This is a genomic window from Kitasatospora aureofaciens (assembly GCF_001188955.3).
Lineage (GTDB): Bacteria > Actinomycetota > Actinomycetes > Streptomycetales > Streptomycetaceae > Kitasatospora > Kitasatospora aureofaciens.
On sequence record NZ_JPRF03000013.1, the window covers coordinates 83,044 to 108,264 of the forward strand.

Here is a 25,221-nt window from a genome sequence, read left to right on the forward strand (position 1 = left end):
GTGATCCGGCGGACCGGGTTTCGGTCGTGCTCACCTGCGCGCCGCCGTCGCCCTCACCTGCGCGCCGCCGCCCCCGCCTTCGACGGACGCCCCTGCCGCCGGCTGACGCTGACCACCAGACAGACGCCGGCCACCACGATCGACCCGCCCGCCAGCGTCGGGCCGGTCAGCGGCTCGGCCAGGATCAGCCAGCCCAGCAGCACCGCGACCACCGGGTTGACGTACGCGTAGGTGGCGACCAGGGTCAGCGGGGCCGACCGCAGCAGCCAGGCGTACGCGGTGAAGGCGAGCAGCGATCCGAACAGGACGAGGTAGGCGAGGGCCAGCCAGGACCGGCCCGACACCGCCCCGAGGTCCAGCCCGTGCTGCTCGCCACGGGCCAGTCCGATCAGCACGTTGCACAGGCCGCCCGCCAGCATCTGGTAGGCGCTCGCGGCGAGCACGTTGCCCGGCATCGGGATCTTCTTGCTCGCGAAGGAACCGGCCGCCCAGGCCAGCGTGGCGCAGATGATCAGGACCACGCCGAGCGGCTCCACCGACCCGCCGATCGCGGGGGCGGACAGCACACCGAGGCCGACCAGGCCCAGCAGCACCCCGGCGAGCTCTGCGCGCCTGGGGCGCTCGCCGCCGCCGACGGCCGTCAGCACGACCATCCACAGCGGGACGGCGGCCACCAGCAGGGCGGCCAGGCCGGACGGGACGGAGGTCTCGCCGAGCACCACCAGGCCGTTGCCGCCGGTCAGCAGCAGCACGCCGACCAGGGCGGCGGAGGCCAGCTGGCGCCCGCTCACCCGCAGGCCGGCCGGGCCCTGGCGGACCAGCAGGTAGCCGACCAGCAGCAGGCCGGCGGTCAGGAAGCGGGCGGCGGCGGAGAAGAAGGAGGGCATCGTCTCGACCGCGATCCGGATCGCGAGGTACGTCGAGCCCCAGACCACGTAGACCACCGCGAGGGCGAGCCAGACGGCGCCGGAGAGCCGGGCGGGGGAAGGGGCGGGGGCGGTCGAAGGGATGGCGGAGGTGCTGCTGTCGGGGGTCGTCGCCGGTGGCGGCGAGGCGGGCGATGTCATGCGTGTCCCCCTTGGACGGTGCTGGCTGAACACCCGACATGACAGCGCATCGACGGCCCGGCGCGCCAGTGGGTATCACGGATCGGTCCGCAGAACGTACCGTTGGCGCTCCCCGGCGAGGAGGTCGAACAAGTGTCAGCGTCCGAGCAGACCCCACCGGTCGAGGCGGCGCTGCCGTTCTTCGTGTACGGCACCCTGCGCAGCGGCGGCCGCAACCACGCCGTCCACCTGGCCGGACGCTGCGACGGGATCCTGCCCGCCGTGCTGGACGGCGCCGCCCTGCACGACGGACCGGGGTACCCGTACGCGGTGCCGGACGCGACGCCCGGGCGCCGGATCGTGGGTGAGCTGGTCACCGTGCGCCCGGGCGCGTACGCCGGGGTGCTCGCGGACCTGGACCGGCTGGAGGACTGCCGGGCGGACGGGACGGGGCTCTACCTGCGGCGCCGGATGGCGGTGCGGACGGCGGCGGGCGAGCGGCGCGAGGCATGGGTCTACCTCGCCGGTCCGGCGGCCGCGGCACGGCTGCGGGCACGGCCGGCGCTGATCGCCTCGGGGGACTGGACGGACAGGTGAGGGCGGCCGGTTCCGGCCCGGATACCGCCAGGTAGGCTGCCCCGGCCAGCAGGAACGAACGACGAGGAGCCACCCGGTGCCCGAGCTGCCACCTCCGATCACCGTCGTCGGGATCGGGGCCGACGGCTGGTCCGGCCTCGCCGCGGGTTCCCGGGCCGCGCTGCAGTCCGCCGAGGTGGTCATCGGCGGCCCCCGGCAGCTGGCGCTGCTCCCCCACGGCGAGGTCGGCGCCGAGCGCGTCGCCTGGCCGTCCCCGCTGCGCCCGGCCCTCCCCGGGCTGCTCGCCGACCACGCCGGCCGCCGCCTCGCCGTCCTGGCCAGCGGCGACCCGATGTTCTTCGGCATCGGCCGCACCCTCGCCGAAACCGTCGGCGCCGACCGGCTGCGCGTGCTGCCCCACCCCTCCTCGGTCTCCTACGCCTGCGCCCGGCTCGGCTGGCCGCTGGAGGCCACCGAGGTGGTCAGCCTGGTCGGCCGACCGCTGGACACCCTCACGCTCGCCCTGCACCCCGGGCGCCGCCTGCTGGTGCTCAGCGCCGACGCCGCCACCCCCGCCGCCGTCGCCGCACTGCTCACCGAACGCGGCTTCGGGGCCGCCCGACTGCACGTGCTGGAACAACTCGGCTCCCCGGACGAGCGCCGCCTCGACGGCCGCGCCGACGACTGGCCGCACCCGCCCGGCAACCCGCTGAACCTCATCGCCGTCGAACTCGGCGACGGCCCGCGCGGCTCCCTCGTCCCCGGCCTGCCCGACGCCGCGTACGAGAGCGACGGCCAGCTCACCAAGCGGCACGTCCGCGCCGCCACCCTGGCCGTGCTCGCCCCCTCCCCCGGCGAACTGCTCTGGGACGTCGGCGGCGGCTCCGGCTCGATCGCCGTCGAGTGGCTGCGCGCCCACCGGGACTGCCGGGCGGTCAGCATCGAGCGCGATCCCCTCCGGGCCGAGCGGATCGCCCGCAACGCCGCCTCGCTTGGCGTGCCCCGGCTCCGGGTGGTGACCGGCCCGGCACCCGCCGCACTCGTCGAACTCCCCACCCCCGACGCCGTGTTCATCGGCGGCGGCCTCACCGCGCCCGGCCTGCTGGACCGTTGCTGGGCCGCGCTGCGCCCCGGCGGGCGGCTGGTCGCCAACACCGTGACGCTGGAGTCCGAGGCACTGCTCACCGAGTGGTACCGGCGGCACGGCGGGGAGCTGGTCAAGCTGGCCGTCGCCCACGCCGTCCCGGTGGGCGGCTTCACCGGATGGCGGCAGGCGATGCCGGTCACCCAGTGGTCCGCCGTCAAGCCCAACACCCCCCAGGAGAACGCCTCGTGACCGTCTACTTCATCGGAGCCGGCCCGGGCGCCGCCGACCTGATCACCCTGCGCGGCCAGCGCGTCCTGGCCCGTGCCGAGGTCTGCCTCTACGCCGGCAGCCTCGTCCCGCGCGAGCTGCTGGAGGAGTGCCCGCCCGGCGCCCGCCTGATCGACACCGCCCAGCTCAACCTGGACCAGATCACCGCCGAGCTGGTCGCCGCGCACCGGGCCGGCCAGGACGTGGCCCGGCTGCACTCCGGCGACCCGTCCGTCTTCTCCGCCGTCGCCGAGCAGATGCGCCGCCTGGACGCGGCCGGCGTCCCCTACGAGGTGGTCCCCGGCGTGCCCGCCTTCGCCGCCGCCGCGGCCGCGCTGAAGCGCGAGCTGACGGTGCCGACCGTCGGCCAGACCGTCATCCTCACCCGGATCGCCAAGCGCGCCACCCCGATGCCCGAGGGCGAGGACCTCGCCACCCTCGGCCGCAGCGGCGCCCTGCTGGTGCTGCACCTGGCCGCCGGCTACGTGGACGACGTGGTCGAGCAGCTGCTCCCGCACTACGGCGCCGACTGCCCGGCCGCCGTGGTCGCGATGGCCAGCCGCCCCGACGAGCTGGTGCTGCGCGGCACGCTCGCCGACATCGCCGGGCAGGTCAAGGAGGCGGGCGTGGTGCGCACCGCCGTCATCATCGTCGGCCGCACGCTCGCCGCCGAGCAGTTCCGCGACAGCCACCTCTACTCGGCGGACCGCGAGCGCCCGCACCAGCCCTGCGGCGCATGACCGGGGCCCCGGCGCACGTCCTGGTCCTCGGCGGCACGACGGAGGGCCGGGCGCTGGCCGCCGCGCTGGACGGCCGCCCGTCTCTGCGGGTCACCAGCTCGCTGGCCGGACGGGTCGCCCGGCCCCGGCTGCCCGCCGGGCAGGTGCGGGTCGGCGGCTTCGGCGGCCCGGACGGGCTGGCCGCCTGGCTGCGCGCCGAAGGGGTGGCCGCCGTGGTGGACGCCACCCACCCGTTCGCCGCCGGGATGTCCCGCAACGCCGCGCTGGCGGCCGCCGCCACCGGGGTGCCGCTGCTGGTGCTGCGCCGCCCCGGCTTCGCGTCCGTCCCCGGGGACCGCTGGCACCCCGTGCCCTCGCTCCCGGCGGCCGCCGAGCTGCTGCCCGGGCTCGGGCGGCGGGTCTTCCTCAGCTCCGGCCGGCAGGGCATCGGCGCCTTCGCCCACCTGGACGGGCTGCACTTCCTCGCCCGCTCGGTGGACCCGCCGGAGCCGCCGCTGCCGCCGTCGCTCGAAGTCCTGCTGGACCGCGGCCCGTTCACCCTCGACGGCGAGCGGGCGCTGCTGCGCGACCACCGGATCGACGTGGTCGTCACCAAGGACAGCGGAGGCGCCGCGACCGCGCCCAAGCTCACCGCGGCCCGCGAACTCGGCCTGCCGGTGGTCGTGGTGGAACGCCCGCCGGTGCCGGAGGGCGTGCCGGTCGCGGCGGACGTGGCGGGCGCGGTGCACTGGCTGGAGCGGACGGTCTGAGTCCAGGCCCGCGTCCGGTCCGTGGAATTCACCGGGCGGTCACGCGGGCGGGCGGTCAGGATGGCCCGATGACCGATGACCAGACCACTGCCGCCCCGCGGACCGCGACCCTGCCCACGGCCGGCTCGCGCACGGCCAGCTCGCGCACGACGACCCTGCGCACGGCCGATGAACGGGCCACCCTGGCGAGCTTCCTGGACCACCAGCGCGACACCCTGGCCATGAAGTGCGCGGGCCTGACCGCCGTTGCAGCTCCGCACCCGGGTGCTGGAGCCTTCCGGGCTCTCCCTGCTCGGGCTGGTCCGCCACCTCGCCGAGGTGGAGCGCAGCTGGTTCCGCAACGTCCTGGACGGCGAAGGCCGGCGCGGCTTCTGGAAGCACCCGGACGGCACCTTCGCCGAGTTCGACGTCGAGACCGCCGACCCGGAGGAGGCCTTCGCCGTCTGGCGCCGCGAGTGCGACCACACCCGGGAACTCGTCGCCGCCGCACCGTCGTTGGACGTCCTGGGCCACCACGGCGAGGAGGTCTTCTCGCTGCGCTGGATCCTCACCCACATGATCGAGGAGTACGCCCGCCACAACGGCCACGCCGACCTCCTGCGCGAGCACCTCGACGGCACCACCGGCGAGTAGCGGCCGCGCCGGCGCACGGGGCCGTCGGACGCTGGTGCGCTGCCACTCGGGCTACAACCGCTCGGGCCTGGTGGTGGCCCAGGCGCTGGTCGAGCTCGGGCACGGCACGGAGGAGGCGGTCCGGCTGGTGCGGGAGCGGCGTTCGCCCTGGGCGCTGAACAACCCGGTGTTCGTGGACTACCTGAACACCGGGTTGGACGTGGCGGTACTGCTGACCGGCCTCAGCGAGTGGGGCCGATCGGTGAACTGACGGAACGCCAACTCGTCGGTCAGATGTCGCGGAAGGTCTCGATCTGGGCGCCGATCGAGTTGAGGCGCTCGGCGAGGTCCTCGTAACCGCGGTTGATGACGTAGACGTTGCGCAGGACGGAGGTGCCCTGGGCGGCGAGCATCGCGAGCAGGATGACCACGGCCGGGCGCAGCGCGGGCGGGCACATCATCTCGGCGGCGCGCCAGCGGGTCGGGCCCTGGACGAGCACCCGGTGCGGGTCGAGCAGCTTGACGTCCGCGCCGAGCCGGGTCAGCTCGGTGAGGTAGATCGCGCGGTTGTCGTAGACCCAGTCGTGGATCATCGTGGTGCCGTTCGCGGCCGCGGCGATGGCGGCGAAGAACGGCACGTTGTCGATGTTGATGCCGGGGAACGGCATCGGGTGGATGGTGTCGATCGGCGCGCTCAGCTTGGACGGGCGCACGGTGAGGTCGACCAGGCGGGTCTGGCCGTTGTGGGCCCGGTACTCGGGGCTCCGGTCGTAGTCGAGGCCCATGCCCTCCAGCACCGCGAGCTCGATCTCCAGGAACTCGATCGGCACCCGGCGGATCGTCAGCTCGGAGGAGGTGACCACGGCGGCGGCGAGCAGGCTCATCGCCTCCACCGGGTCCTCGGCGGGGGTGTAGTCGACGTCGCGGCTGATCTGCGGGACACCGTGGACGGTCAGCGTGGTGGTACCGATGCCCTCGATCCTGACGCCCAGCTTCTCCAGGAAGAAGCAGAGGTCCTGGACCATGTAGTTGGGCGAGGCGTTGCGGATGACGCTGACGCCGTCGTGCCGCGCGGCGGCCAGCAGGGCGTTCTCGGTGACGGTGTCCCCGCGCTCGGTCAGCACGATCGGGCGGTCCAGCGGGGCACCCGGCTCGACCGAGGCGTGGTAGGCGCCGCCGGTGGTGGCGACCTCCAGGCCGAAGCGGCGCAGCGCCGTCAGGTGCGGCTGGACGGTGCGGGTGCCGAGGTCGCAGCCGCCCGCGTACGGGATGGCGAAGTGCTGGGCGCGGTGCATCAGCGGGCCGAGGAACATCAGCACGCTACGGGTGCGGCGGGCGGCGTCGACGTCCATCGCGGCGAGGTCGAGCTCGGCCGGCGGGGTGAGTTCGAGGTCGCGGCCGTCGTTGAGCCAGCGGCTCTTGACGCCGATGCTGGTCAGCACCTCGAGGATGCGGTAGACCTCCTCGATCCGGGCGACGCTGCGGATCGTGGTGCGGCCGGTGGTCAGCAGCGAGGCGCACAGGATCGCGACGCAGGCGTTCTTGCTGCTGCGGACGTCGATGGCGCCGGAGAGGCGGGTGCCGCCGGTGACGCGCAGGTGCATCGGGCCGGAGTAGCCGAGGGAGACGATCTCGCTGTTGAGGGCTTCGCCGATGCGGGCGATCATCTCAAGGCTGACGTTCTGCTTGCCCTGTTCGATGCGGTTGACCGCGCTCTGGCTGGTGCCGAGGGCCTCTCCGAGCTGCGCCTGGGACCAGCCGCGGTGCTGGCGCGCGGTACGGATGAGGGTGCCGATACGGGTGAGGTAGTCGCCTGTCACTCGGCAGACCATATCTCATGGTTGAGATGACGCCAGAACCATGGATGGGCGCGACGCCACTTTTGTCCGTTTCTCACCCCGTATGAGCGCCGGATCTTCACATCACCGTACGAAACTGCTGAGCTTGCGCTGAGCGGGGCGGCACGCTCAACTGGACGCCGCGCAGGGCCCGGGCGGTTCCCCACGGACGTTCAGGGCCCGAGCGGTTCCGCCCGTACGTTCAGGGTTCAGGGCCCGAGCGGCTCCGCCCGGCCGACGACCGTTCCGGCGCGGTCGATGCAGATGACGTCCACCGCGACCGGCGAGCCGAGCAGCACGCCGAGCGCCGTCGCCCGGGCCGCCTCGGCCACCAGGTCCCCGAGCGGCACCCCGGCCGCCCGGCACAGCTGCACGGCCTCCAGCCCGGTGTTGGCCACCGCCACCGCGGCCGCCAACTCCTCGTCCGCCCCGCCGCGACGGGCCAGTTCGGCCAGGTACCCCTTGTCCACCTGGGAGCGCGCCGAGTGCAGGTCGAGGTGGCCGTGGGCGAGCTTGGAGAGCTTGGCGAAGCCGCCCGCGATGGTCAGCCGGGGCACCGGGTGGCGCTTGAGGTACTTGAGCACGGCCCCGGCGAAGTCGCCCATGTCCAGCAGCGCGTCCTCGGGCAGTCCGTGCACCGCGACCGCGACCTTCTCCGAGGTCGAACCGGTGCAGCCCGCCACATGGGTGCGCCCGGCCGCCCGGGCCACGTCGACGCCGCGGCGGATCGAGTCGATCCAGGCCGAGCAGGAGTAGGGGACGACGATCCCGGTGGTACCGAGGATGGACAGCCCGCCGAGGATGCCGAGGCGGGGGTTCCAGGTCGAGCGGGCGATCTCCTCGCCGTGGTCCACCGAGATCTCCACCACCACGTCCCCGCTGCCGCCGTGCGCCGCCGCCGCTTCGGCCACGGCGTCGCGGATCATCTGCCGGGGGACCGGGTTGATCGCGGGCTCGCCGACCGCCAGCGGCAGGCCCGCCTTGGTGACCGTGCCGACTCCGGGGCCGGCCCGGAACACGACTCCGGTGCCGGGTCCGCCGGGCCGGACGGTGGCGCGGATCAGTGCGCCGTGGGTCACGTCCGGGTCGTCGCCGGCGTCCTTGACCACGCCCGCCATGGCGCCGGCCGGCACCCCGCTCTCCGTGGTGAGCTGCTCGGCGGCGAGGGCGAAGGCGGGCTGCTGGCCCTTGGGGAGGGTGATGGTGACCGGGTCCGGGAACTCGCCGGTCAGCAGCGCGGTGTACGCGGCCTTGGTGGCGGCGGTGGCGCAGGCGCCCGTCGTCCAGCCGTGCCGCAGCCCGCTGCTCTTCAGCTGGCCGGCCCGGCCTCCCGCCTCGGCTCCCGCTGCGGCCACCCTGCGCCTCGTTTCCGCGCTGCCGGGGCGGCGCCCGCGCACCGCCCCTCGTCCCGTCGGCGGCCGCACCGGCCGTCGCCGCCGATTTTCCCCCATCCGTCCGGCTCCGCCCCGACCGGGGTGGCGGCCGGCCCCACAGCCGACGGGCCGGCGCAGGGGTGCGCCGGCCCGTGTTCCCGAAGAGTTCTCCACCCGGGCCTAACGCACGGTGGCTACCGGTGGGTAATCTGGCGGTCCGCCAGAAGCGGGTTCATGACACTCAGGTCCGGTGGGCGGGGCGCTCTTCCCGGCCGGGCCGTCAGCATGTGGGGGTTTTTGTGGCAGGCATGAAACGACGTACGTTCATCACCGGTACGTCGGTGGCCGCCGCCTGGTCGGCCTTGTCGATCGGCGGTGCGCAGTTCGCCTCGGCCGCCGGGCGGGACCGGGCACTGGCGACCACGGCCGCGCGGGCGGTCGACGTCGCCGGGACGACCTTGGAGCAGGTGGCCACGCCGTCCGGCACCGGCGCCTACAAGCGGCTGACCGCCGGGCCGGGGTGGCCGCTGGTGGTGCGCGGGGAGCTCGCGGCGCCGGGCGCCGGGCGGGACGACCGCCGCACCGGGCTGGCCAGCTTCGTCCAGTTCAGCGACCTGCACCTGGTGGACACCGAGTCCCCGGTGCGCTTCGAGTTCCTGGCCAAGTACAACGACAGCGCCTACCGGCCGCAGGAGGCCCTGAACGCCCGGGGTGTCTCGGCGCTCGTCGAGCGGGTCAACTCGCTCTCCGGCGGCCCGTACACCGGGCTGCCGTTCAGCATGGTGATGGCCACCGGTGACAACACCGACAACCACGAGCTGGCCGAACTCGACTGGTACCTCACCGTCATGGGCGGCGGGCGGATGGCCCAGAACACCGGTGACCCGTCCCGCTACGAGGGCGTGCAGAACTCCGGCAACTCGGCCTTCTGGAACCCCGAGATCGCCTACAGCGACGTCTACAAGGCGAAGGGCTTCCCGCAGGTGCCCGGCTTCCTGTCGGCGGCCGGTCGGCCCTTCGACGCGCCGGGCCTGAAGACCCCCTGGTACACCACCGTCGGCAACCACGACGACAGCATCGAGGGCTCGCTGCCGGACTTCGGGCTGCTGAACGACCTCTACACGGGCGGGCTCAAGCTGGAGGGTTGCGACGACGCGACCGCCGCACAGCTGATGGACTCGCTGCGCCGGGACCCGGCGGGCGCCGTGCTGCTGCTCGCCAAGCTGCTCGCGAACGGCGAGGCGGTGCGCCGGGTGACCCCGGACGAGCGCCGACACCCGTTCACGCTCAAGGAGTTCGCCAAGGCCCACCTCAACCCGGCCGTCACCGGCGCCGGTCCGTTCGGGCACGGCTTCACCTCGGACATGGTGGGCAGCGGCAAGCTCTACTACACCTTCCGGATCTCGGAGAAGGTCGTCGGCATCAGCCTGGACACCACCAACCAGGCCGGGTTCGCCGACGGTTCACTCGGCACCACGCAAGTGCGCTGGCTGGAGCAGCAGTTGAAGGACCACAGCGGGCACTGGTACGACACCAACGGGAACAAGGTCACGGGCGGCAGCACCGACGACGTGATCCTCCTCTTCAGCCACCACACCAGCGGCTCGATGGGCAACCTGCTGCCGGACCCGCGCAACGTCTTCGAGAAGCGGCACGACGGCAACGAGCTGGTCGCGCTGCTGCAGCGCTACCCGAACGTGGTCGCCTGGGTGAACGGGCACACCCACATGAACAAGATCACGGCGCACGGGCACGCGGTTCCGGAACGGGCGTTCTGGGAGATCAACACCGCCTCGCACATCGACTACCCGCAGCACGGCCGCATCATCGAGATCGCGGACAACGGGGACGGCACGCTGTCGCTGTTCACCACGCTGATCGAGTCCTCGGCGCCGTACACGACGGACTTCGGCAGCACCTCGGACGCCAACCTGGCGGCGCTGTACCGCGAGCTGTCGTACAACGACCCGAACGGGCGGGTCTCGGCGCTGCTCGGCGCCGGGGAGGACCACAACACCGAGCTGCTGATCACCAAGCCGACCCGGTGACGGGTGGCGGGTGGTGGGTGACGGATAACAGGTAACAGCGGACGGAAGACAGAAAACAGATGACAGCTAACAGATGATGAAATCTGTTAGCTGTCATCTGTCATTCGTCCGCCGTCACTCCTCCGGGTACCGCCGGGGCGTCCAGACGACCTCCACGCCGCCGCCCCGCTCGACCGCCTGGGTCTGCGAGGAGCCGATCAGCAGGATGGTCCGCATGTCGACCAGTGCCGGGTCCAGCTCGCCCAACCGGACGATCCGGATCCGCTCGGTCGGCCCGCCGACGTCACGGGCCATCACCACCGGGGTCTCCGGCGCGCGGTACTCCAGCAGCACGTCCCGGGCCTGGCCGACCTGGGTGGTGCGGGACTTCGAGCCCGGGTTGTACAGCGCGAGCACCAGGTCCGCCTCGGCCGCGGCGCGCAGCCGCTTGGCCACCACGTCCCACGGCTTGAGCCGGTCCGAGAGCGACACCACCGCGTAGTCGTGCCCCAGCGGGGCGCCGGCCCGGGAGGCGGCCGCGTGGGCGGCGGTCATCCCGGGGACGATCCGCACCGGCACGTCCCGGTAGTCCGGCTCGCAGGCGACCTCCAGCACGGCGGTGGCCATCGCGAAGACGCCCGGGTCGCCCGAGGAGACCACGCAGACCCGGTGCCCGCGTCGGGCGAGGTCCAGGGCGAACTCGGCGCGCTCCGACTCCACCTTGTTGTCCGAGCCGTGCCGCCGCTGTCCCGGCCGCTCCGGCACCCGGTCCAGGTAGGTGGTGTAGCCGACCAGGTCGGTGGCCTCGGCCAGCGCGCCGCGCGCCTCGGGGGTCAGCCAGAGCGGCCCGGCCGGCCCGGTGCCGACCACGGTCACGCTGCCCACGCCGTCCGCGGGCCGTACGACCGGCTCCAGCGGGGCGACCCTGCTCGGCAGCACCGCCACCGAGAAGTACGGGACGCTCTCGTCGTCGACCTCGGTGAGCGGCGCGATGCGCTCCCCGTCCATGAAGGCACGCTCGACGTACTGGGCGTCGTCCAGCCGGCCCGCCCGCTCCAGCGCCCGCCGGACAGCCGGGAAGGTACGCCCCAGCTTCATGATCACGGCGGAGTCGGCGGAGGCGATCCGCGCGGTCAGCTCCTCCTCGGGCAGCGTGCCCGGGATGACGGTGAGCGTCTCCTCCGCCTCGGTCAGCGGCTGCCCGAGGCGGGCCGCCGCCGCGCTGACCGAGGTCACGCCGGGCACCACCTCGGTCGGGTAGCGGTGCGCGAGCCGCTTGTGCATGTGCTGGTAGGAGCCGTAGAACAGCGGGTCGCCCTCGGCGAGGACGACCACGTCGCGCCCGGCGTCCAGGTGCGCGGCCAGCCGGGCGGCGGCCTCCTCGTAGAACTCGTCCAGCGCGCCCCGGTAACCGCCCGGGTGGTCGGTGGTCTCGACGGTGAGCGGGTAGACCAGCTTCTCCTCAATCTGACTACCCGTCAGGTAGCGCTCGGCGATCGAGCGGGCGATGGACCTGCCGTGGCGGGCACTGTGGTACGCCACCACATCGGCCTTGCCGATGAGTTCGGCCGCACGGACGGTCACCAGCGACGGGTCGCCGGGGCCGAGCCCGACGCCGTACAGCCGGCCCGTGGTCGTCTGTCGATCCGTCACTCTTCCTCGCTCGCAATCGCGTTGATGGCGGCGGCGGCGATCGCACTGCCACCACGCCGACCGCGCACCACCAAGTGCTCCAGGCTGGAAGGGTGTTCTGCCAGGGCCTGCTTGGACTCGGCGGCGCCGATGAAGCCGACCGGGACGCCGATCACCGCGGCCGGGCGCGGCGCGCCCGCCTCGATCATCTCCAGCAGCCGGAACAGCGAGGTCGGCGCGTTGCCGACGGCGACCACCGCGCCCTCCAGTCGCGGCAGCCACAGCTCCATGGCGGCCGCGCTGCGGGTGTTGCCCATCGCTCGGGCGAGTTCGGGCACCGACGGATCGGTGAGGGTGCAGATCACCTCGTTGTCGGCGGGCAGCCGCTTGCGGGTGACGCCGCTCGCGACCATGTTGACGTCGCAGAGGATGGGCGCACCCGCGTGCAGCGCAGCGCGCGCCGAGGCGACCACGCCGGGCGAGTACACCAGGTCCTCGACCAGGTCGGTCATCCCGCAGGCGTGGATCATCCGCACCGCGACCTGGGAGACGTCCGCCGGGAGGGCGGCCAGATCGGCCTCCGCACGGATGGTGGCAAAGGACTGGCGGTAGATGGACGCGCCGTCCTTCTCGTACTCGATCACTTTGTGGTCCTCCTGGCCTCGGCGACCGCCTCGGCCATCTCCTCGTTCCTCACGTCCACGGGTGCGCCCGCGGTCGTGGTCGGCCCGTTCACCGTCACCCGGTAGCCGTGCCCCGTGGCCAGCACGTCCACCCATCGCCCGGCCGGGTGACCGCAGCGCCGTTCACAGCCGGACCAGTGGACCGGCAGTCCGCCGGTCCCCGCACCGGCCCCGGCGCCCGACACCGCACCCGAACCGGCCCCCGCGCCCGTGTCCAGGGCCCGGGCCGCGTCGGCCCGTACGTCGGCGAGCGACTTGGCGCAGCCCGGCAGTCCCGTGCAGGCGGTGGCCCGCTCCCAGGCGGAGCCCGGCTCGGTGCGGAACCCGGCCGCCGCCAGTGCGGGCAGCCGGTCGGCCGGGACGCCGGGCAGCACGGCGCCCCGCCAGGGGGTCAGCCGCAGTTCGCCCGCCGAGGCGGCGACCAGTGCGCGCCACTGCGCGGCGCTCGCCCGTCCGAAGCGCATGCCCACCGAGAGGCCGCCGGGCAGCGCGCCCACCGAACCGGAGGCGGACGGAACGCAGGCGGTCGGCAGCGGCACGGTGCCGGCCGGGAGCAGGTCGGGGACCTCGCGCAGGTGCCAGGCCTTGCGGCCGCTGCCGCGCAGCGCGTCCAGGAAGGCGCGGGCCGCGTCCAGCACGGCCGTCACCTCCTGGCCGGCCTCCACCGGGTGCCCGTGCTCGGCCCGTCCGAGGCGCAGCAGGGCAGGGCCGCCCCGGGCTGCGATCAATGTCACATCGGCGTCGAGCGCGGCGACGTCGCCCCGCCCGTCGTCCAGCGCGAACAGGAACTTGCCGGAGAGCCCGGCCGCCCAGTCGCTCGCGCACAGCCGCGCGTCCAGTTCCCGTACCCAGGCCTGCACATCGGCGTTGCCGAGGGTGTCCAGCCCGGCCAGCGGCGAGGCGACGATGTTGCGCACCCGCTCGTGGGTGTCCGAGGGCAGCAGTCCGACGGCGCGCAGGCGCTCGCCGAGTTCGGCCCCGCAGTCCGGGGCCAGGCCGCGGAGTTGGACGTTGCCGCGCGAGGTGGTCTCCAACTCCCCGTCGCCCAGGGCCTGCGACGCCTCGGCCAGCGCAATTGCCTGACGAACCGTCAGCAGTCCGCCGGGCAGCCGGACCCGGGCGAGGCCGCCGTCGTCGGCGGTGTGCAGGCGAAGGGCCCCGGGGCAGGCGTCCGCGCGCCCCCGGTCGGGCACGGCGGCGCCCGGCGCGGTGACGTCGGGTGTCGGTGGCATGGCGGCGAGCATACAGATGATCCGATCGGTTGCCTCCGTCCGCTGCGTCACACCCGGCAGCACGCCCGGCCCACCGCCCGGCGCCCGTGGGTTCCGTGCGCCCACCCGTGCGCCGGGCGAGGCCGAGCTGGCTCTCCCCCAGGTCAGCCGCACCCCGTACGATGCTGGCGGGCGGTCCCCAGCGGGCCGTCCACGCCAGCGACGGCGCAGGGGAGGAAACCGGTGCAAGCCCGGTGCGGTCCCGCCACTGTGACCGCGGTTCACCGGGAAGCCGGTCGGCCGCGGGAGCCAGGAACTCCCGCCGTCCTCCACCGGCCCGGGGCGCGGACCCCGAGGAAGGCAGAAATGCACCAGCGCTGTCGCATGCCCGCGCCCGTTCCCGCGGCCACCGCCGCGGCCGCCCCGGCCACCACTGCGGCCATCCTGGCCACCGACGAGGCCAGGAGGGCCTTCGCATGATCCTGCTGCTGTCGACGTCCGACACCGACCTGCTCAGTGCCCGCGCCTCGACGGGCCCGGTCCCGTACCGGCTCGGCAACCCGGCCCGACTGACCCCCGAGGACCTGCCCGCGCTGCTGGAGGGCACCGAGCTGGTCGTGGTCCGTCTGCTCGGCGGGCGCCGCGCCTGGCAGGAGGGCCTGGACGCGCTGCTGGCCGGCCCCCGCCCGGTGGTGGTGCTGACCGGTGAGCAGGCCCCCGACGCCCAGCTGATGGAGCTTTCCACCGTCCCGGCCGGCATCGCCGCCGAGGCGCACGCCTACCTCGCCCACGGCGGCGCGGCCAACCTGGCCGAGCTCGGCGCCTTCCTCTCCGACACCGTGCTGCTGACCGGCCACGGCTTCGCCCCGCCCGCCTCCGCCCCCGCCTGGGGCCCGCTGGAGCGCGAAGCCCGTACGAACGAAGGCCCGACGGTCGCGGTGCTCTACTACCGCGCCCACCACATGAGCGGCAACACCGCCTTCGTGGAGACGCTCTGCCGCGCCGTCGAGGACCAGGGCGCCCGCGCCCGGGCCTACTACTGCGCCTCGCTGCGCGGTGCCGACCCCGAGCTGCTGGCCGAACTCGGCGCCGCCGACGCGATCGTCACCACCGTGCTCGCCGCCGGCGGCACCCGCCCGGCCGACGCCCAGGCCGGCGGGGACGAGGAGGCCTGGGACGCCGGCGCGCTGGCCGCCCTCGACCGCCCGATCCTCCAGGCCCTCTGCCTCACCTGGTCGCGCGCCCAGTGGGAGGCCAGCGACGACGGCCTGTCCCCGCTGGACACCGCCACCCAGATCGCGGTCCCGGAGTTCGACGGCCGCCTGATCAGCGTTCCGTTCTCCTTCAAGGAGCTGGACGAGGACGGCCTGACCGTCTACGCCGCCGACCCGGAGCGCGCCGCCCGCGTCGCCGGCACCGCCGTCCGCCACGCCCGGCTGCGCCACGTCCCGGCCGCCGAGCGCCGCCTCGCCCTGGTGCTGTCCGCCTACCCGACCAAGCACGCCCGGGTCGGCAACGCCGTCGGCCTGGACACGCCGGCCAGCGCCGTCCGGCTGCTGCACCGGCTGCGCGAGGAGGGCATGGACCTCGGGAACGACCTTCCCGGTCTGGACGGGGGCACGGACGACAGCCACGAGGGCGACGCGCTGATCCACGCGCTGATCGCCGCCGGCGGGTACGACCAGGACTGGCTCACCGAGGACCAGCTGGCCCGCAACCCGGTCCGCATCCCCGCCGCCGACTACCGCCGCTGGTACGCCACGCTCCCGCAGAGCCTGCGCGACCAGGTCGAGCAGCACTGGGGCCCGGCCCCCGGCGAGCTGTACGTCGACCGCTCGCAGAACCCGGACGGCGACATCGTGCTGGCCGCGATCCGCTCCGGGAACCTGCTGGTGCTCATCCAGCCGCCGCGCGGCTTCGGCGAGAACCCGGTCGCCATCTACCACGACCCCGACCTGCCGCCGAGCCACCACTACCTGGCCGCCTACCGCTGGATCCAGGCCGCCCAGGAGGACGGCGGCTTCGGCGCCCACGCCGTGATCCACCTCGGCAAGCACGGCAACCTGGAGTGGCTGCCCGGCAAGACCGCCGCGCTGTCCGCCGAGTGCGGCCCGGACGCCGTCCTCGGCGACCTCCCGCTGATCTACCCCTTCCTGGTCAACGACCCGGGCGAGGGCACCCAGGCCAAGCGCCGCGCCCACGCCACGCTCGTCGACCACCTCGTCCCGCCGATGGCCCGCGCCGACTCCTACGGCGACATCGCACGCCTGGAGCAGCTGCTCGACGAGCACTCCAACATCGCCGCGATGGACCCGGCCAAGCTGCCCGCGATCCGCGCCCAGATCTGGACCCTGATCCAGGCCGCCAAGCTCGACCACGACCTCGGCCTGGACGAGCGCCCCGAGGACGACGGCTTCGACGACTTCCTGCTGCATGTCGACGGCTGGCTGTGCGAGGTCAAGGACGCCCAGATCCGCGACGGCCTGCACGTGCTCGGCCAGGCCCCGGTCGGCACCGACCGGGTCAACATCGTGCTCGCCATCCTGCGCGCCCGGCAGATCTGGGGCGGTGTCAGCGCACTGCCCGGCCTGCGCGAGGCGCTGGGCCTGGACGAGGCGGCCCTCACCCTGGGCGCCACCGACGCCGCCGAGGCCGAGGCCCGCGCGCTGGTCGAGGCGATGGAGGCGCAGGACTGGGCGCCCGAGGCGGTGGAGAAGGTCGCCGCCGGGTTCCCGGAGGCGGTCGGCGAGGTGCTGGCCTTCGCCGCCACCCAGGTGGTGCCGCGGCTGGCCGCCACCACCGACGAGCTGGACGCCGTGCTGCACGCGCTCCGGGGCGGCTTCGTCCCGGCCGGTCCGTCCGGCTCCCCGCTGCGCGGCCTGGTCAACGTGCTGCCGACCGGCCGCAACTTCTACTCCGTCGACCCGAAGGCCGTCCCGAGCAAGCTCGCCTGGGAGACCGGCCAGGCACTCGCGAGCTCGCTGGTCGACCGCTACCGGGCCGACAACGACGGCGCCTACCCGCCCTCGGTCGGGCTCTCGCTCTGGGGCACCAGCGCGATGCGCACCGCCGGCGACGACATCGCCGAGGCCTTCGCCCTGCTCGGCGTCCGCCCGGTCTGGGACGACGCCTCGCGCCGGGTCACCGGCCTGGAGCCGATCCCGCTGGACGAGCTCGGCCGCCCGCGCATCGACGTCACGCTGCGCATCTCCGGCTTCTTCCGGGACGCCTTCCCGCACGTGGTCGCCCTGCTGGACGACGCGGTGCGTCTGGCCGCCGCCCAGGAGGAGGCGCCCGAGTCGAACTACGTCCGGGCGCACGTGCAGGCCGACCTCGCGGTGCACGGCGACGAACGCAAGGCCACCGTCCGCGTCTTCGGCTCCCGCCCGGGCACCTACGGCGCCGGCCTGCTCCAGCTGATCGACAGCCGGGACTGGCGCACCGACGCCGACCTCGCCGAGGTCTACACCGTCTGGGGCGGCTACGCGTACGGCCGCGGGCTGGACGGCCGTCCGGCGCGCGAGGAGATGGAGACCGCGTACAAGCGGATCACCGTCGCCGCGAAGAACACCGACACCCGCGAGCACGACATCGCCGACTCGGACGACTACTTCCAGTACCACGGCGGCATGGTGGCCACCGTGCGCGCCCTCACCGGCAAGGCCCCGACCGCCTACATCGGCGACTCGACCCGCCCGGAGACGGTTCGTACCCGCACCCTGACCGAGGAGGCCGCCCGCGTCTTCCGCGCCCGGGTGGTCAACCCGCGCTGGATCGAGGCGATGCGCCGCCACGGCTACAAGGGCGCCTTCGAGATGGCCGCGACGGTCGACTACCTGTTCGGCTACGACGCCACGACGGGCGTGGTCGCGGACTGGATGTACGAGAAACTGACCCAGGAGTACGTCCTCGACCCGGTCAACCGCGAGTTCCTGGCGGGCGCCAACCCGTGGGCGCTGCACGGGATCAGCGAGCGGCTGCTGGAGGCGGCGAGCCGCGGGCTGTGGGAGCAGCCGGACCCGGAGCTGATCGCGCAGCTGCAGGCCGCGTTCCTGGAGACCGAGGGCGACCTCGAGGGCGGCGACCCGGAGGGCGACGAGGGCTGACCCGCCGGCGGGCCGGTGTCAACCACGCGTTACGTCGTCTGGCACCGGCCGCCACCCGGGCGGACAATACGGGGCATGTCGCGCCGCATCGCTCCCGCCAGCCCCGCCCCGAGCACGACCCGCACGACACCCACGGCGGAGCGGCAGCCGCGCGCGCCGCACCGGTACCGGGCGCGCTTCGGGGCGCTGGCGGCGGGGGCCGTGCCGGTGGTGGCCTTCCCGGCACCGGGGCTGGCGTGGCTGGCCTGGATCGCGCTGGTCCCGGGGCTGTCGCTGATTCAGCGGGCACCGTCGGGGCGGGAGGCGGCGGTGCGCGGGTGGTGGTTCGGGGCCGGGTTCATCCTGACCGCGATGTACTGGCTGGTGCCGTCGATCGGGCCGGCGCTGCCGGTGCTCGCGGTGCTGTTCGGGGCACTTCAGTCCGTCGTCGGGTACGCGGTGCACCGGCTGCTGCACCCGCCGCTGACCACCCGTCGGGCGCTGCTCGCGCTGCTGGTCGTCCCGGCGGCGTGGGTGAGCACCGAGTACGCGCGGTCCTGGCACGCGCTCGGCGGACCGTGGGCGCTGCTCGGCGCCACCCAGTGGCAGCACCCGGCGATCCTCGGGCTGGCCTCGGCGGGCGGCATCTGGCTGGTCAGCGCGGCGGTGGCGGCCGTGAACACCGGGGCGCTGATCGCGCTGACCGCGGTGCACTGGCGCCCCCGGGCGGCCGCCGCGCTGGTGACCGTCCTGGTGCTGGCCGCCGGTCCGCTGCTGTTCGCGCTGCGCCCGGCACCGGCGGGGGCTGGGGCGGTGACGGTGGCGCTGGTCCAGCCGGGCATCGTCGAGGACCCGCAGGCCCGGTTCGAGGCGAGCACGCGGGACACCGCCGCCCTGGTCGGGCAGCCGGTGGACCTGGTGGTGTGGGGCGAGAGCAGCACCACCGCGGACCTGGACCGCGACCCGGCCGCGCTGGACGAACTGCGCCGGCTCGCGGCCACCACCGGCGCCGAGGTGATGGCCGGGGAGGACGCCCGCAAGGCGGACGGGCGGATCTCCAAGGACGCGGTGCTGGTCTCCCCGGTGGGGGTGGTCGACCGCTACCGCAAGATCCGGTTGGTGCCCTTCGGCGAGTACATCCCGCTGCGGCCGGTGCTCGGCTGGATTGCCGGGGTCAGCCGGGCGGCGGGCGAGAACCGGGCGTCCGGCAGCGACTTCCACGTGCTGCCCGCCACCGACCGCGCCGGCCGGCCACTGCCGGTCGGCGCGCTGATCTGCTTCGAGTCGGCCTTCCCGGACATGGCGCGCACCGCGGCCCGGGACGGCGCCCGGGTGCTGGTCTACCAGTCCTCCACCTCGACCTTCCAGCACACCTGGGCGCCCGAGCAGCACGTCTCGCTGGCGGCGATCCGGGCCGCCGAGACCGGGCGCCCGGCCGTCCAGGCCTCGCTGACCGGAGTCTCCGCGGCCTTCGACGCCCAGGGCCGGGAACTCGCCCGGCTGGGCACCGACGGCACCGGCGCGCTGACCGTCCGGCTGCCGCTCGCCGCGCCCGGCACGCTGACCTGGTACGACCGGATCGGCGACGTGGTGCCGATGGGCGCCCTGCTGGTCACGGCGGGCGCAGCGGTGCCCGCCTGGCGCTCGCGCACCGCCGCCGGACGGGCGGCGGCCGGGCCGGGCACTCGGCCCGCCGCCTAACCCGGCCTCCGGCGCTCCCGCTCAGCCCTCGGTGGCGTCGCGGTAGATGCCGAACGTGGCGCCCTGGGGGTCGCGCAGCACGGCGGTCCGCCGGCCGCCCGGCATGGAGACCGCGGGCACCAACACGTCCCCGCCCATGGCGACCGCCCGGCCGACCGTGTTGTCGGCGTCGGCCACCGAGAAGTACGGCAGCCAGTGCGGCGGCACCTGGGGCGGGAAGCGGTCGTCCATCGCCAGCATGCCGCCGAAGTCCTGGCCGTTCAGGCCCCACTGGGTGTAGTGCTCGGACGGCGCTACGGACCAGCCGAAGACCTCCGGGTAGAAGTCCCTCGCGCCGGCCGTGTCACGGGTGGCCAGCTCCACCCAGCCGAGCGCGCCGGGCTCGTTGAACACCCCGGCGCCCTTGAAGCCGCGGGGCTGCCAGAGGATGAAGACCGCGCCGGACGGGTCGGCGGACACCGAGAAGCGGCCGTGGTCGAGCACGTCGGTGGGCTCCTTTATGACCTTGCCGCCGGCGGCCTTGATCCTGGAGGCGGTGACCTCGGCGTCGGCGACCGCGAAGGCGACCGTCCAGGCCGTCGGCTGCTGCGGCGCGTACCGCGGGGTGATGGCGGCGGCCGGGGCGTCGCCGACGAACATCTGGGTGTAGCCCTCGGCTTCCGGGCGGGCTCCGCTGTCGGGGCGCCAGCCGAACAGTTCGGTGTAGAAGGTCCGGGCGGCGGGCGGGTCGTCGGTGCCCAGTTCGACCCAGCAGGGGGCGTTGGTGGTGACGGTGGTCTGCTTCATGGCTCCGACTCTCCGGGGTGGTCGAGGGGATGGGGTTCTGGTTCGTCTGGCTCGTCGGGCTGGTCTGGCTCGACCGACTCGTCCGGGGACCGGCTCGTCCGGCTCGTCCGACTCGTCCGGCTCGTCCAGTTCGCCAAGGGGGATGGCTGTCAGGCGACTTCGATGACGACCTTGCCGCGGACGTGCCCGGACTCGACCGCGGCGACCGCCTCGGCGGCCCGGGCGAGCGGGTGGCGGCCGGTGATGTGCGGGTCGAGGTCGCCGACGGCGACCAGGGCGGCGAGCGCGGCGAGGGTCTCGGAGGTCGTCGAGCGGTCGACGGGCTTGCCGCCGAGTTCGGCGGCGGTGGCGGGGTCGGCGGTGCTCACCAGCTCGGTGCGGTCGGTGCGGACGGCGGCCACGGCGCGCAGGGCGTCGCCGCCGACCAGGTCGAGGATGGCGTCGACGCCGTCGGGGGCGGCCGCGGCGATCCGTTCGGCGACGCCGTCGCCGTAGCGGACCTGGGTGGCGCCAAGGGACTCCACGAACGGGCGGTTGGCGTCGCTCGCGGTGCCGAGCACATTGAGGCCCTGGCGACGGGCGAGCTGGGCGACGGCGCTGCCGACCCCGCCGGCGATGCCGAGGATCAGCAGCGTCCGGCCCGCGCCGAGGGCGAGTTGGCGCAGGGCGTCGTCGGCGGTGGCGACCGAGACACCGATCACGGCGGCCCGGTCGAAGTCGACGGCCTCGGGCTTGAGGGCGCTCAACTCGGCACGCAACAGGGTCTGTTCGGCGAAGCCGCCGGCGGCGACGAGGCCGAACACCTCGTCCCCCGGGGTGAACGCGGTGACTCCGGGGCCGACCTGCTGCACCACTCCGGAGGCTTCCTGCCCCATGACGGCGGGGAGTTCGCGCTCACGGCCCAGGTGGCCCCGGCGGATCTTCCAGTCGACCGGGTTCACCCCGGCAGCCCGGACCGTGATCGCCAGCTGACCGGGGCCGGGGGCGAGCACCGGACGGTCGAGGAACTCCTGCACCTCCGCTCCGCCGTAGTCGACGAAGCCGAATGCCTTGGCCATCGGTTGATCCCACTCCTCGGGTACGGCCTGCGGCCCCTGCTCCCCCGCCCCAGCATGCGGGGCGCGGCGGGATGGGGGCGGGCGCTGGTGGGCCGAACGGGGGTGGGCGAACAATCGACGGCGGACAGCTGACAGATTTCGAAATCTGTCAGCTGTCCGCTGTTATCTGTTGCCTGTGATCTGTCAGCCGTAGCCGTCAGCGGCCATGTGTCGGCCGTCAGCCGCGTGTGGTCCGCGTCACCGGCATCCAGAGCTCCGCCTCCGCGTCGCCCGTCCCGGGGATGAAGCGGGTCCGCAGGATCTCCGGGCCCGGCCGGGTCTCGTACGGGTTGGACGGGAACCACTGGCTGTAGGTGTCCCCCCACATCTCCTGCAGCGCGTGCGGGAACGGCCCGGTGTTGGTGAACACCACCCACGTCCCGGCCGGGACGTGCAGAACCTCCAGGTCCTCCGGGACGACGGCGTCCTCGCGCGCCACCACCGCGTGCCAGTAGTCGAGTTCGGACCTCTCCTCCCGGTTGGGCGAGAAGTCGTCCGTCACCGACACGATGCCGAGCGGGTCCTCGCCGGTGAGCGCCGTGATCCGCTCGACGGTCTCCGCGCCGAGTCCCTTGATGAACTCGGCGATGTGCGGGTTGACGCCCAGGTAGATCAGCGGCACCCGGGCCTTCTTCCCTACGATCCGGAACGCCGGCTTCTCGATGATCCGGTACTCCATGCTGCTGCTTCCCTCCACGATGAGCCGGAAGGACATCCGGGGTTGGGAGACGAGCACCGCTCCGTCGCGCCGGGCCGCCCCGGGCCCGACCCCGTGCATCGACCGGAACGCCCGGGCGAACGCCTCTCCCGAGGTGTAGCCGTACCGGACCGCGATGTCGAGCAACGTCCTTCCGCCGTCAAGCACTTCGGCCCCGGCGACGGTCAGCCGCCGACGCCGGACGTACTCGGACAACGGCATCCCGGCGAGCATCGAGAACAGCCGTCGGAAGTGGTACTCCGACGTCATCGCGGTCCGAGCCAGCTCGGCCACGTCGATCTCCTGGTCCAGGTTCCGTTCGATGTCCTCCATCGCCCGGTTCAGGTGCTCCAGCACTCCGCCCCCGTCCTTCCCTTACTGATCACCACCGTAGGAAGGACCCACCCTGCCGTACCCGACGATCGGTGCCCGATGCGGTCGGGTGCCGATCGCCGGATACCGGTCGCCGGGTGCCGATCGCCGGGTGCCGGTCGCCGGGTGTCGGTCGCCGGGTGTCGGCGAGGGCAAGGGCGAGGGCTCAGACCAGGCCCTGGGCCAGCATCGCGTCCGCGACCAGTTCGAAGCCCGCGATGTTCGCGCCCACCACGTAGTCGCCCGGGTGCCCGTAGCGCTCGGCGGTGGTGAAGCAGGAGTCGTGGATGTGCTTCATGATCCCGGCCAGCCGCTCCTCGGTGCGCTCGAAGGTCCACGAGTCGCGCGAGGCGTTCTGCTGCATCTCCAGCGCGCTGGTCGCGACGCCGCCCGCGTTGGCCGCCTTGCCCGGCCCGAAGGCCACCCCGGCCTTCTGGAGGACCCGCACCGCGTCGGGGGTGGTGGGCATGTTGGCGCCCTCGGCGACGGCCAGCACCCCGTTCCGGACCAGGGCGAGCGCGTCGGCCTCGGTCAGCTCGTTCTGGGTGGCGCAGGGCAGCGCGACCTCGCAGGGCACGCTCCACACACCGGGGCCCTCGACGAACTTCACGTGGCCGCCGCGCAGTTCGGCGTAGTCGGAGACGCGGCCGCGCCGGACCTCCTTGACCTCCTTGAGCAGCTCGAGGTCGATGCCCTTCTCGTCGACCACGTAGCCGGAGGAATCGGAGCAGGTCAGCACGGTCGCGCCGAACTGCTGGGCCTTCTCGATCGCGTACACCGCCACGTTGCCGGAGCCGGAGACGACCACCCGGCGCCCCTCCAGGCCCTCACCCCGGCTGCGCAGCATCTCGGCGGTGAACAGCACGCAGCCGTAGCCCGTCGCCTCGGTGCGGACCTGCGCGCCGCCCCAGCCGAGGCCCTTGCCGGTGAGCACGCCGGCCTCGTAGCGGTTGGTGATCCGCTTGTACTGGCCGAACAGGTAGCCGATCTCCCGGCCGCCGACGCCGATGTCTCCGGCCGGGACGTCGGTGTGCTCGCCGAGGTGGCGGTACAGCTCGGTCATGAAGGACTGGCAGAACCGCATGATCTCCGCGTCCGAACGCCCCTTGGGGTCGAAGTCGGAGCCGCCCTTGCCGCCGCCGATCGCCAGCCCGGTGAGGGCGTTCTTGAAGATCTGCTCGAAGCCGAGGAACTTGATGATGCCGAGGTTCACCGAGGGGTGGAAGCGCAGGCCGCCCTTGTACGGGCCGAGGGCGCTGCTGAACTCCACCCGGAAGCCGCGGTTGACGTGGACGTCGCCGGAGTCGTCCGTCCACGGCACCCGGAACATCAGCTGCCGCTCGGGTTCGCAGATCCGCTCGATGAGCCGGGCGTCGAGGAGTTCGGGGCGGTGGGCGAGCACCGGGGCGAGGGTCTCCAGCACCTCGTGCACGGCCTGGTGGAACTCCTCCTCGCCTTTGTTGCGGCGTACGACGTCCGCGTAGAGCGTCTCGATCGCGCGCTGCTCGGCGTCGAAGCGGGACTGCGGGGCGGAGGTGGGGGCGCCGGCGCGGCTCGTGGGCATCTGATCAAGACCTTCCGTGGTCGTCGGTGGTCGTGCGCGAGGCGTTCCCGTGCCCAGGAAACGGGAGGCAGTGTCGCACCCGTCCACACCTCGGTTCCCACCCTTCCACATGCTGGAACGCCGCAGCGGGAACACACGGGGCGGGTGCGGCGTTCTGCGCCTCCGGTTGTGCCTCCGGTGTCGAGCCGGGCACCACTCGCATCCAGTTGTTCAAATTGGAACAACCTAGTACGGTCAACACCCGATCCATTCGGATCCGCCCGATCCCACTCGGTCCAACCCGGTCCGACCCGGCCCACCCCCGACGACGGAGGCCCACCCATGCCGCAGCCCGGCTCCGCCACGGTGCGCTCGCGTGTGCGCATCCCGCTGACCTTCCCCGACGGCTACCGCGCCGAGGCGGAGGTCTTCACCTTCCACGGCCTCGCCGACGGCGCCGAGCACCTGGCGCTCGCCCTCGGCGCGGTCCCGGACGGCGGGACGCCGCTGGTGCGGCTGCACTCCGAGTGCCTGACCGGCGACGTCTTCGGCTCGGACCGTTGCGACTGCGGCCCGCAGCTGCGCGAGTCGGTGGAGCTGATCAGCGGGGCCGGCGGTTACCTGCTCTACCTGCGCCAGGAGGGCCGGGGCATCGGGCTGTACAACAAGCTCGACGCCTACGCCCTCCAGGACTCCGGCCTGGACACGTACGACGCCAACACCGCGCTGGGCCTGCCCGAGGACGGCCGGGACTACACCGCGGCCGCCCAGATGCTCGCCGCGCTCGGCATCGACGGCACGGGCGGCACGGGCGGCACGGGCGGCACGGGCGGCATCGACCTGCTGAGCAACAACCCCGACAAGGCCGCCCAGTTGGGCAGGCTCGGCGTCACCGTCCGGCGGCGGGTGCCGACCGGCGTCCACCTGTCGGCGAGCAATGTCCGGTACCTGACGGCGAAGGTGGAGCGGACCGGGCACTCGATCGAGCTCTCCCGGCTGGTGGGCTGAGCAGGGTGGCGGCGGCCGGCGCGCGGCGAACAGGTAACAGCCGACGGATGACAGATGACAGCAGACAGATTTCGAAAGCTGTCCGCTGTCA

The 25,221-nt window shown here is 73.8% G+C and carries 19 protein-coding genes, 1 pseudogene and 1 riboswitch; of the genes and pseudogenes, 10 read left to right on the forward strand and 10 right to left on the reverse strand.

The window, feature by feature from the left end; translation table 11 throughout:
- Positions 1–53: 53 nt before the first annotated feature.
- Positions 54–1,067: an EamA family transporter gene (locus HS99_RS06420; RefSeq protein WP_050366431.1), complete on the reverse strand. Its 1,014-nt coding sequence runs from the start codon at positions 1,065–1,067 to the stop codon at positions 54–56.
- A 132-nt stretch (positions 1,068–1,199) separates the two neighbouring features.
- On the opposite strand from HS99_RS06420, the gene HS99_RS06425 reads away from it, so the two are divergent.
- The 6 genes and pseudogenes from HS99_RS06425 to HS99_RS06450 form a co-directional block, all read left to right on the forward strand.
- Positions 1,200–1,643: a gamma-glutamylcyclotransferase family protein gene (locus HS99_RS06425; protein ID WP_232543104.1), complete on the forward strand. Its 444-nt coding sequence runs from the start codon at positions 1,200–1,202 to the stop codon at positions 1,641–1,643.
- Between the two features lie 76 nt (positions 1,644–1,719).
- Entirely contained in the window at positions 1,720–2,958 is a 1,239-nt protein-coding gene (locus tag HS99_RS06430) for a bifunctional cobalt-precorrin-7 (C(5))-methyltransferase/cobalt-precorrin-6B (C(15))-methyltransferase (protein WP_030281215.1), read from the forward strand.
- Positions 2,955–3,716 carry a precorrin-4 C(11)-methyltransferase gene (cobM, locus tag HS99_RS06435; protein ID WP_030281213.1) on the forward strand — a complete coding sequence of 254 codons (762 nt, stop codon included), beginning with the start codon at positions 2,955–2,957 and terminating at the stop codon, positions 3,714–3,716. Before HS99_RS06430 ends, cobM begins: the two co-directional genes overlap by 4 nt.
- A complete protein-coding gene (locus HS99_RS06440; protein WP_030281210.1) occupies positions 3,713–4,465 on the forward strand; it encodes a cobalt-precorrin-6A reductase in 753 nt (250 codons plus the stop codon). Before cobM ends, HS99_RS06440 begins: the two co-directional genes overlap by 4 nt.
- 246 nt (positions 4,466–4,711) lie before the next feature.
- Entirely contained in the window at positions 4,712–5,098 is a 387-nt protein-coding gene (locus HS99_RS06445; RefSeq protein ID WP_305953099.1) for a DinB family protein, read from the forward strand.
- 19 nt (positions 5,099–5,117) lie between these two features.
- Positions 5,118–5,348, forward strand: a pseudogene (locus HS99_RS06450) (dual specificity protein phosphatase family protein); the annotation flags it as partial.
- Between the two features lie 19 nt (positions 5,349–5,367).
- On the opposite strand, the gene HS99_RS06455 reads toward HS99_RS06450, so the two are convergent.
- Together HS99_RS06455 and HS99_RS06460 are read right to left on the reverse strand one after the other, a co-directional pair.
- Positions 5,368–6,897, reverse strand: a complete 1,530-nt coding sequence (locus HS99_RS06455) for a UDP-N-acetylglucosamine 1-carboxyvinyltransferase (RefSeq protein WP_094742883.1) — start codon at positions 6,895–6,897, stop codon at positions 5,368–5,370.
- Between the two features lie 227 nt (positions 6,898–7,124).
- Positions 7,125–8,270, reverse strand: coding sequence for a cobalt-precorrin-5B (C(1))-methyltransferase (locus tag HS99_RS06460; RefSeq protein ID WP_030281199.1), 1,146 nt, complete (start codon positions 8,268–8,270; stop codon positions 7,125–7,127).
- A 326-nt stretch (positions 8,271–8,596) separates the two neighbouring features.
- Here HS99_RS06460 and HS99_RS06465 point away from each other — a divergent pair, with 326 nt between their 5' ends.
- The gene (locus tag HS99_RS06465) at positions 8,597–10,336 is read left to right on the forward strand and encodes a TIGR03767 family metallophosphoesterase (RefSeq protein ID WP_030551467.1); all 1,740 of its coding nucleotides are present in this window, start codon (positions 8,597–8,599) and stop codon (positions 10,334–10,336) included.
- A gap of 114 nt (positions 10,337–10,450) precedes the next feature.
- Here HS99_RS06465 and HS99_RS06470 read toward each other — a convergent pair whose 3' ends face one another.
- Genes HS99_RS06470 through HS99_RS06480 form a run of 3 tightly spaced genes read right to left on the reverse strand, consistent with a single transcriptional unit; the run spans position 10,451 to position 13,874 of the window.
- On the reverse strand, positions 10,451–11,968 hold the full coding sequence (locus HS99_RS06470; RefSeq protein WP_030551466.1) for a precorrin-2 C(20)-methyltransferase: 1,518 nt from the start codon (positions 11,966–11,968) through the stop codon (positions 10,451–10,453).
- Complete coding sequence (locus HS99_RS06475; protein ID WP_030551464.1) at positions 11,965–12,591, reverse strand: precorrin-8X methylmutase; 627 nt, start codon at positions 12,589–12,591, stop codon at positions 11,965–11,967. The genes HS99_RS06470 and HS99_RS06475 overlap by 4 nt, the downstream gene beginning before the upstream one ends.
- On the reverse strand, positions 12,588–13,874 hold the full coding sequence (locus HS99_RS06480; protein WP_191898842.1) for a ferredoxin-like domain-containing protein: 1,287 nt from the start codon (positions 13,872–13,874) through the stop codon (positions 12,588–12,590). Before HS99_RS06480 ends, HS99_RS06475 begins: the two co-directional genes overlap by 4 nt.
- Before the next feature lie 200 nt (positions 13,875–14,074).
- A riboswitch (cobalamin riboswitch) is annotated at positions 14,075–14,160 on the forward strand.
- Between the two features lie 157 nt (positions 14,161–14,317).
- On the opposite strand from HS99_RS06480, the gene cobN reads away from it, so the two are divergent.
- On the forward strand, positions 14,318–17,947 hold the full coding sequence (gene cobN / locus HS99_RS06485; protein WP_030551461.1) for a cobaltochelatase subunit CobN: 3,630 nt from the start codon (positions 14,318–14,320) through the stop codon (positions 17,945–17,947).
- Between the two features lie 75 nt (positions 17,948–18,022).
- Positions 18,023–19,627 carry an apolipoprotein N-acyltransferase gene (lnt, locus tag HS99_RS06490; protein WP_078938482.1) on the forward strand — a complete coding sequence of 535 codons (1,605 nt, stop codon included), beginning with the start codon at positions 18,023–18,025 and terminating at the stop codon, positions 19,625–19,627.
- A 21-nt stretch (positions 19,628–19,648) separates the two neighbouring features.
- Here lnt and HS99_RS06495 read toward each other — a convergent pair whose 3' ends face one another.
- The 4 genes from HS99_RS06495 to gdhA form a co-directional block, all read right to left on the reverse strand.
- Positions 19,649–20,413 carry a VOC family protein gene (locus HS99_RS06495; RefSeq protein WP_030551457.1) on the reverse strand — a complete coding sequence of 255 codons (765 nt, stop codon included), beginning with the start codon at positions 20,411–20,413 and terminating at the stop codon, positions 19,649–19,651.
- 149 nt (positions 20,414–20,562) lie between these two features.
- The gene (locus HS99_RS06500; protein ID WP_030551455.1) at positions 20,563–21,471 is read right to left on the reverse strand and encodes an NADP-dependent oxidoreductase; all 909 of its coding nucleotides are present in this window, start codon (positions 21,469–21,471) and stop codon (positions 20,563–20,565) included.
- Between the two features lie 217 nt (positions 21,472–21,688).
- A complete protein-coding gene (locus HS99_RS06505) occupies positions 21,689–22,564 on the reverse strand; it encodes an AraC family transcriptional regulator (RefSeq protein WP_030551453.1) in 876 nt (291 codons plus the stop codon).
- Between the two features lie 181 nt (positions 22,565–22,745).
- Complete coding sequence (gene gdhA / locus HS99_RS06510) at positions 22,746–24,143, reverse strand: NADP-specific glutamate dehydrogenase (protein WP_030551451.1); 1,398 nt, start codon at positions 24,141–24,143, stop codon at positions 22,746–22,748.
- Between the two features lie 321 nt (positions 24,144–24,464).
- Between gdhA and HS99_RS06515 the strand changes: the two genes are divergently transcribed.
- Positions 24,465–25,130 carry a GTP cyclohydrolase II gene (locus HS99_RS06515; protein ID WP_030551449.1) on the forward strand — a complete coding sequence of 222 codons (666 nt, stop codon included), beginning with the start codon at positions 24,465–24,467 and terminating at the stop codon, positions 25,128–25,130.
- Positions 25,131–25,221: the final 91 nt, after the last annotated feature.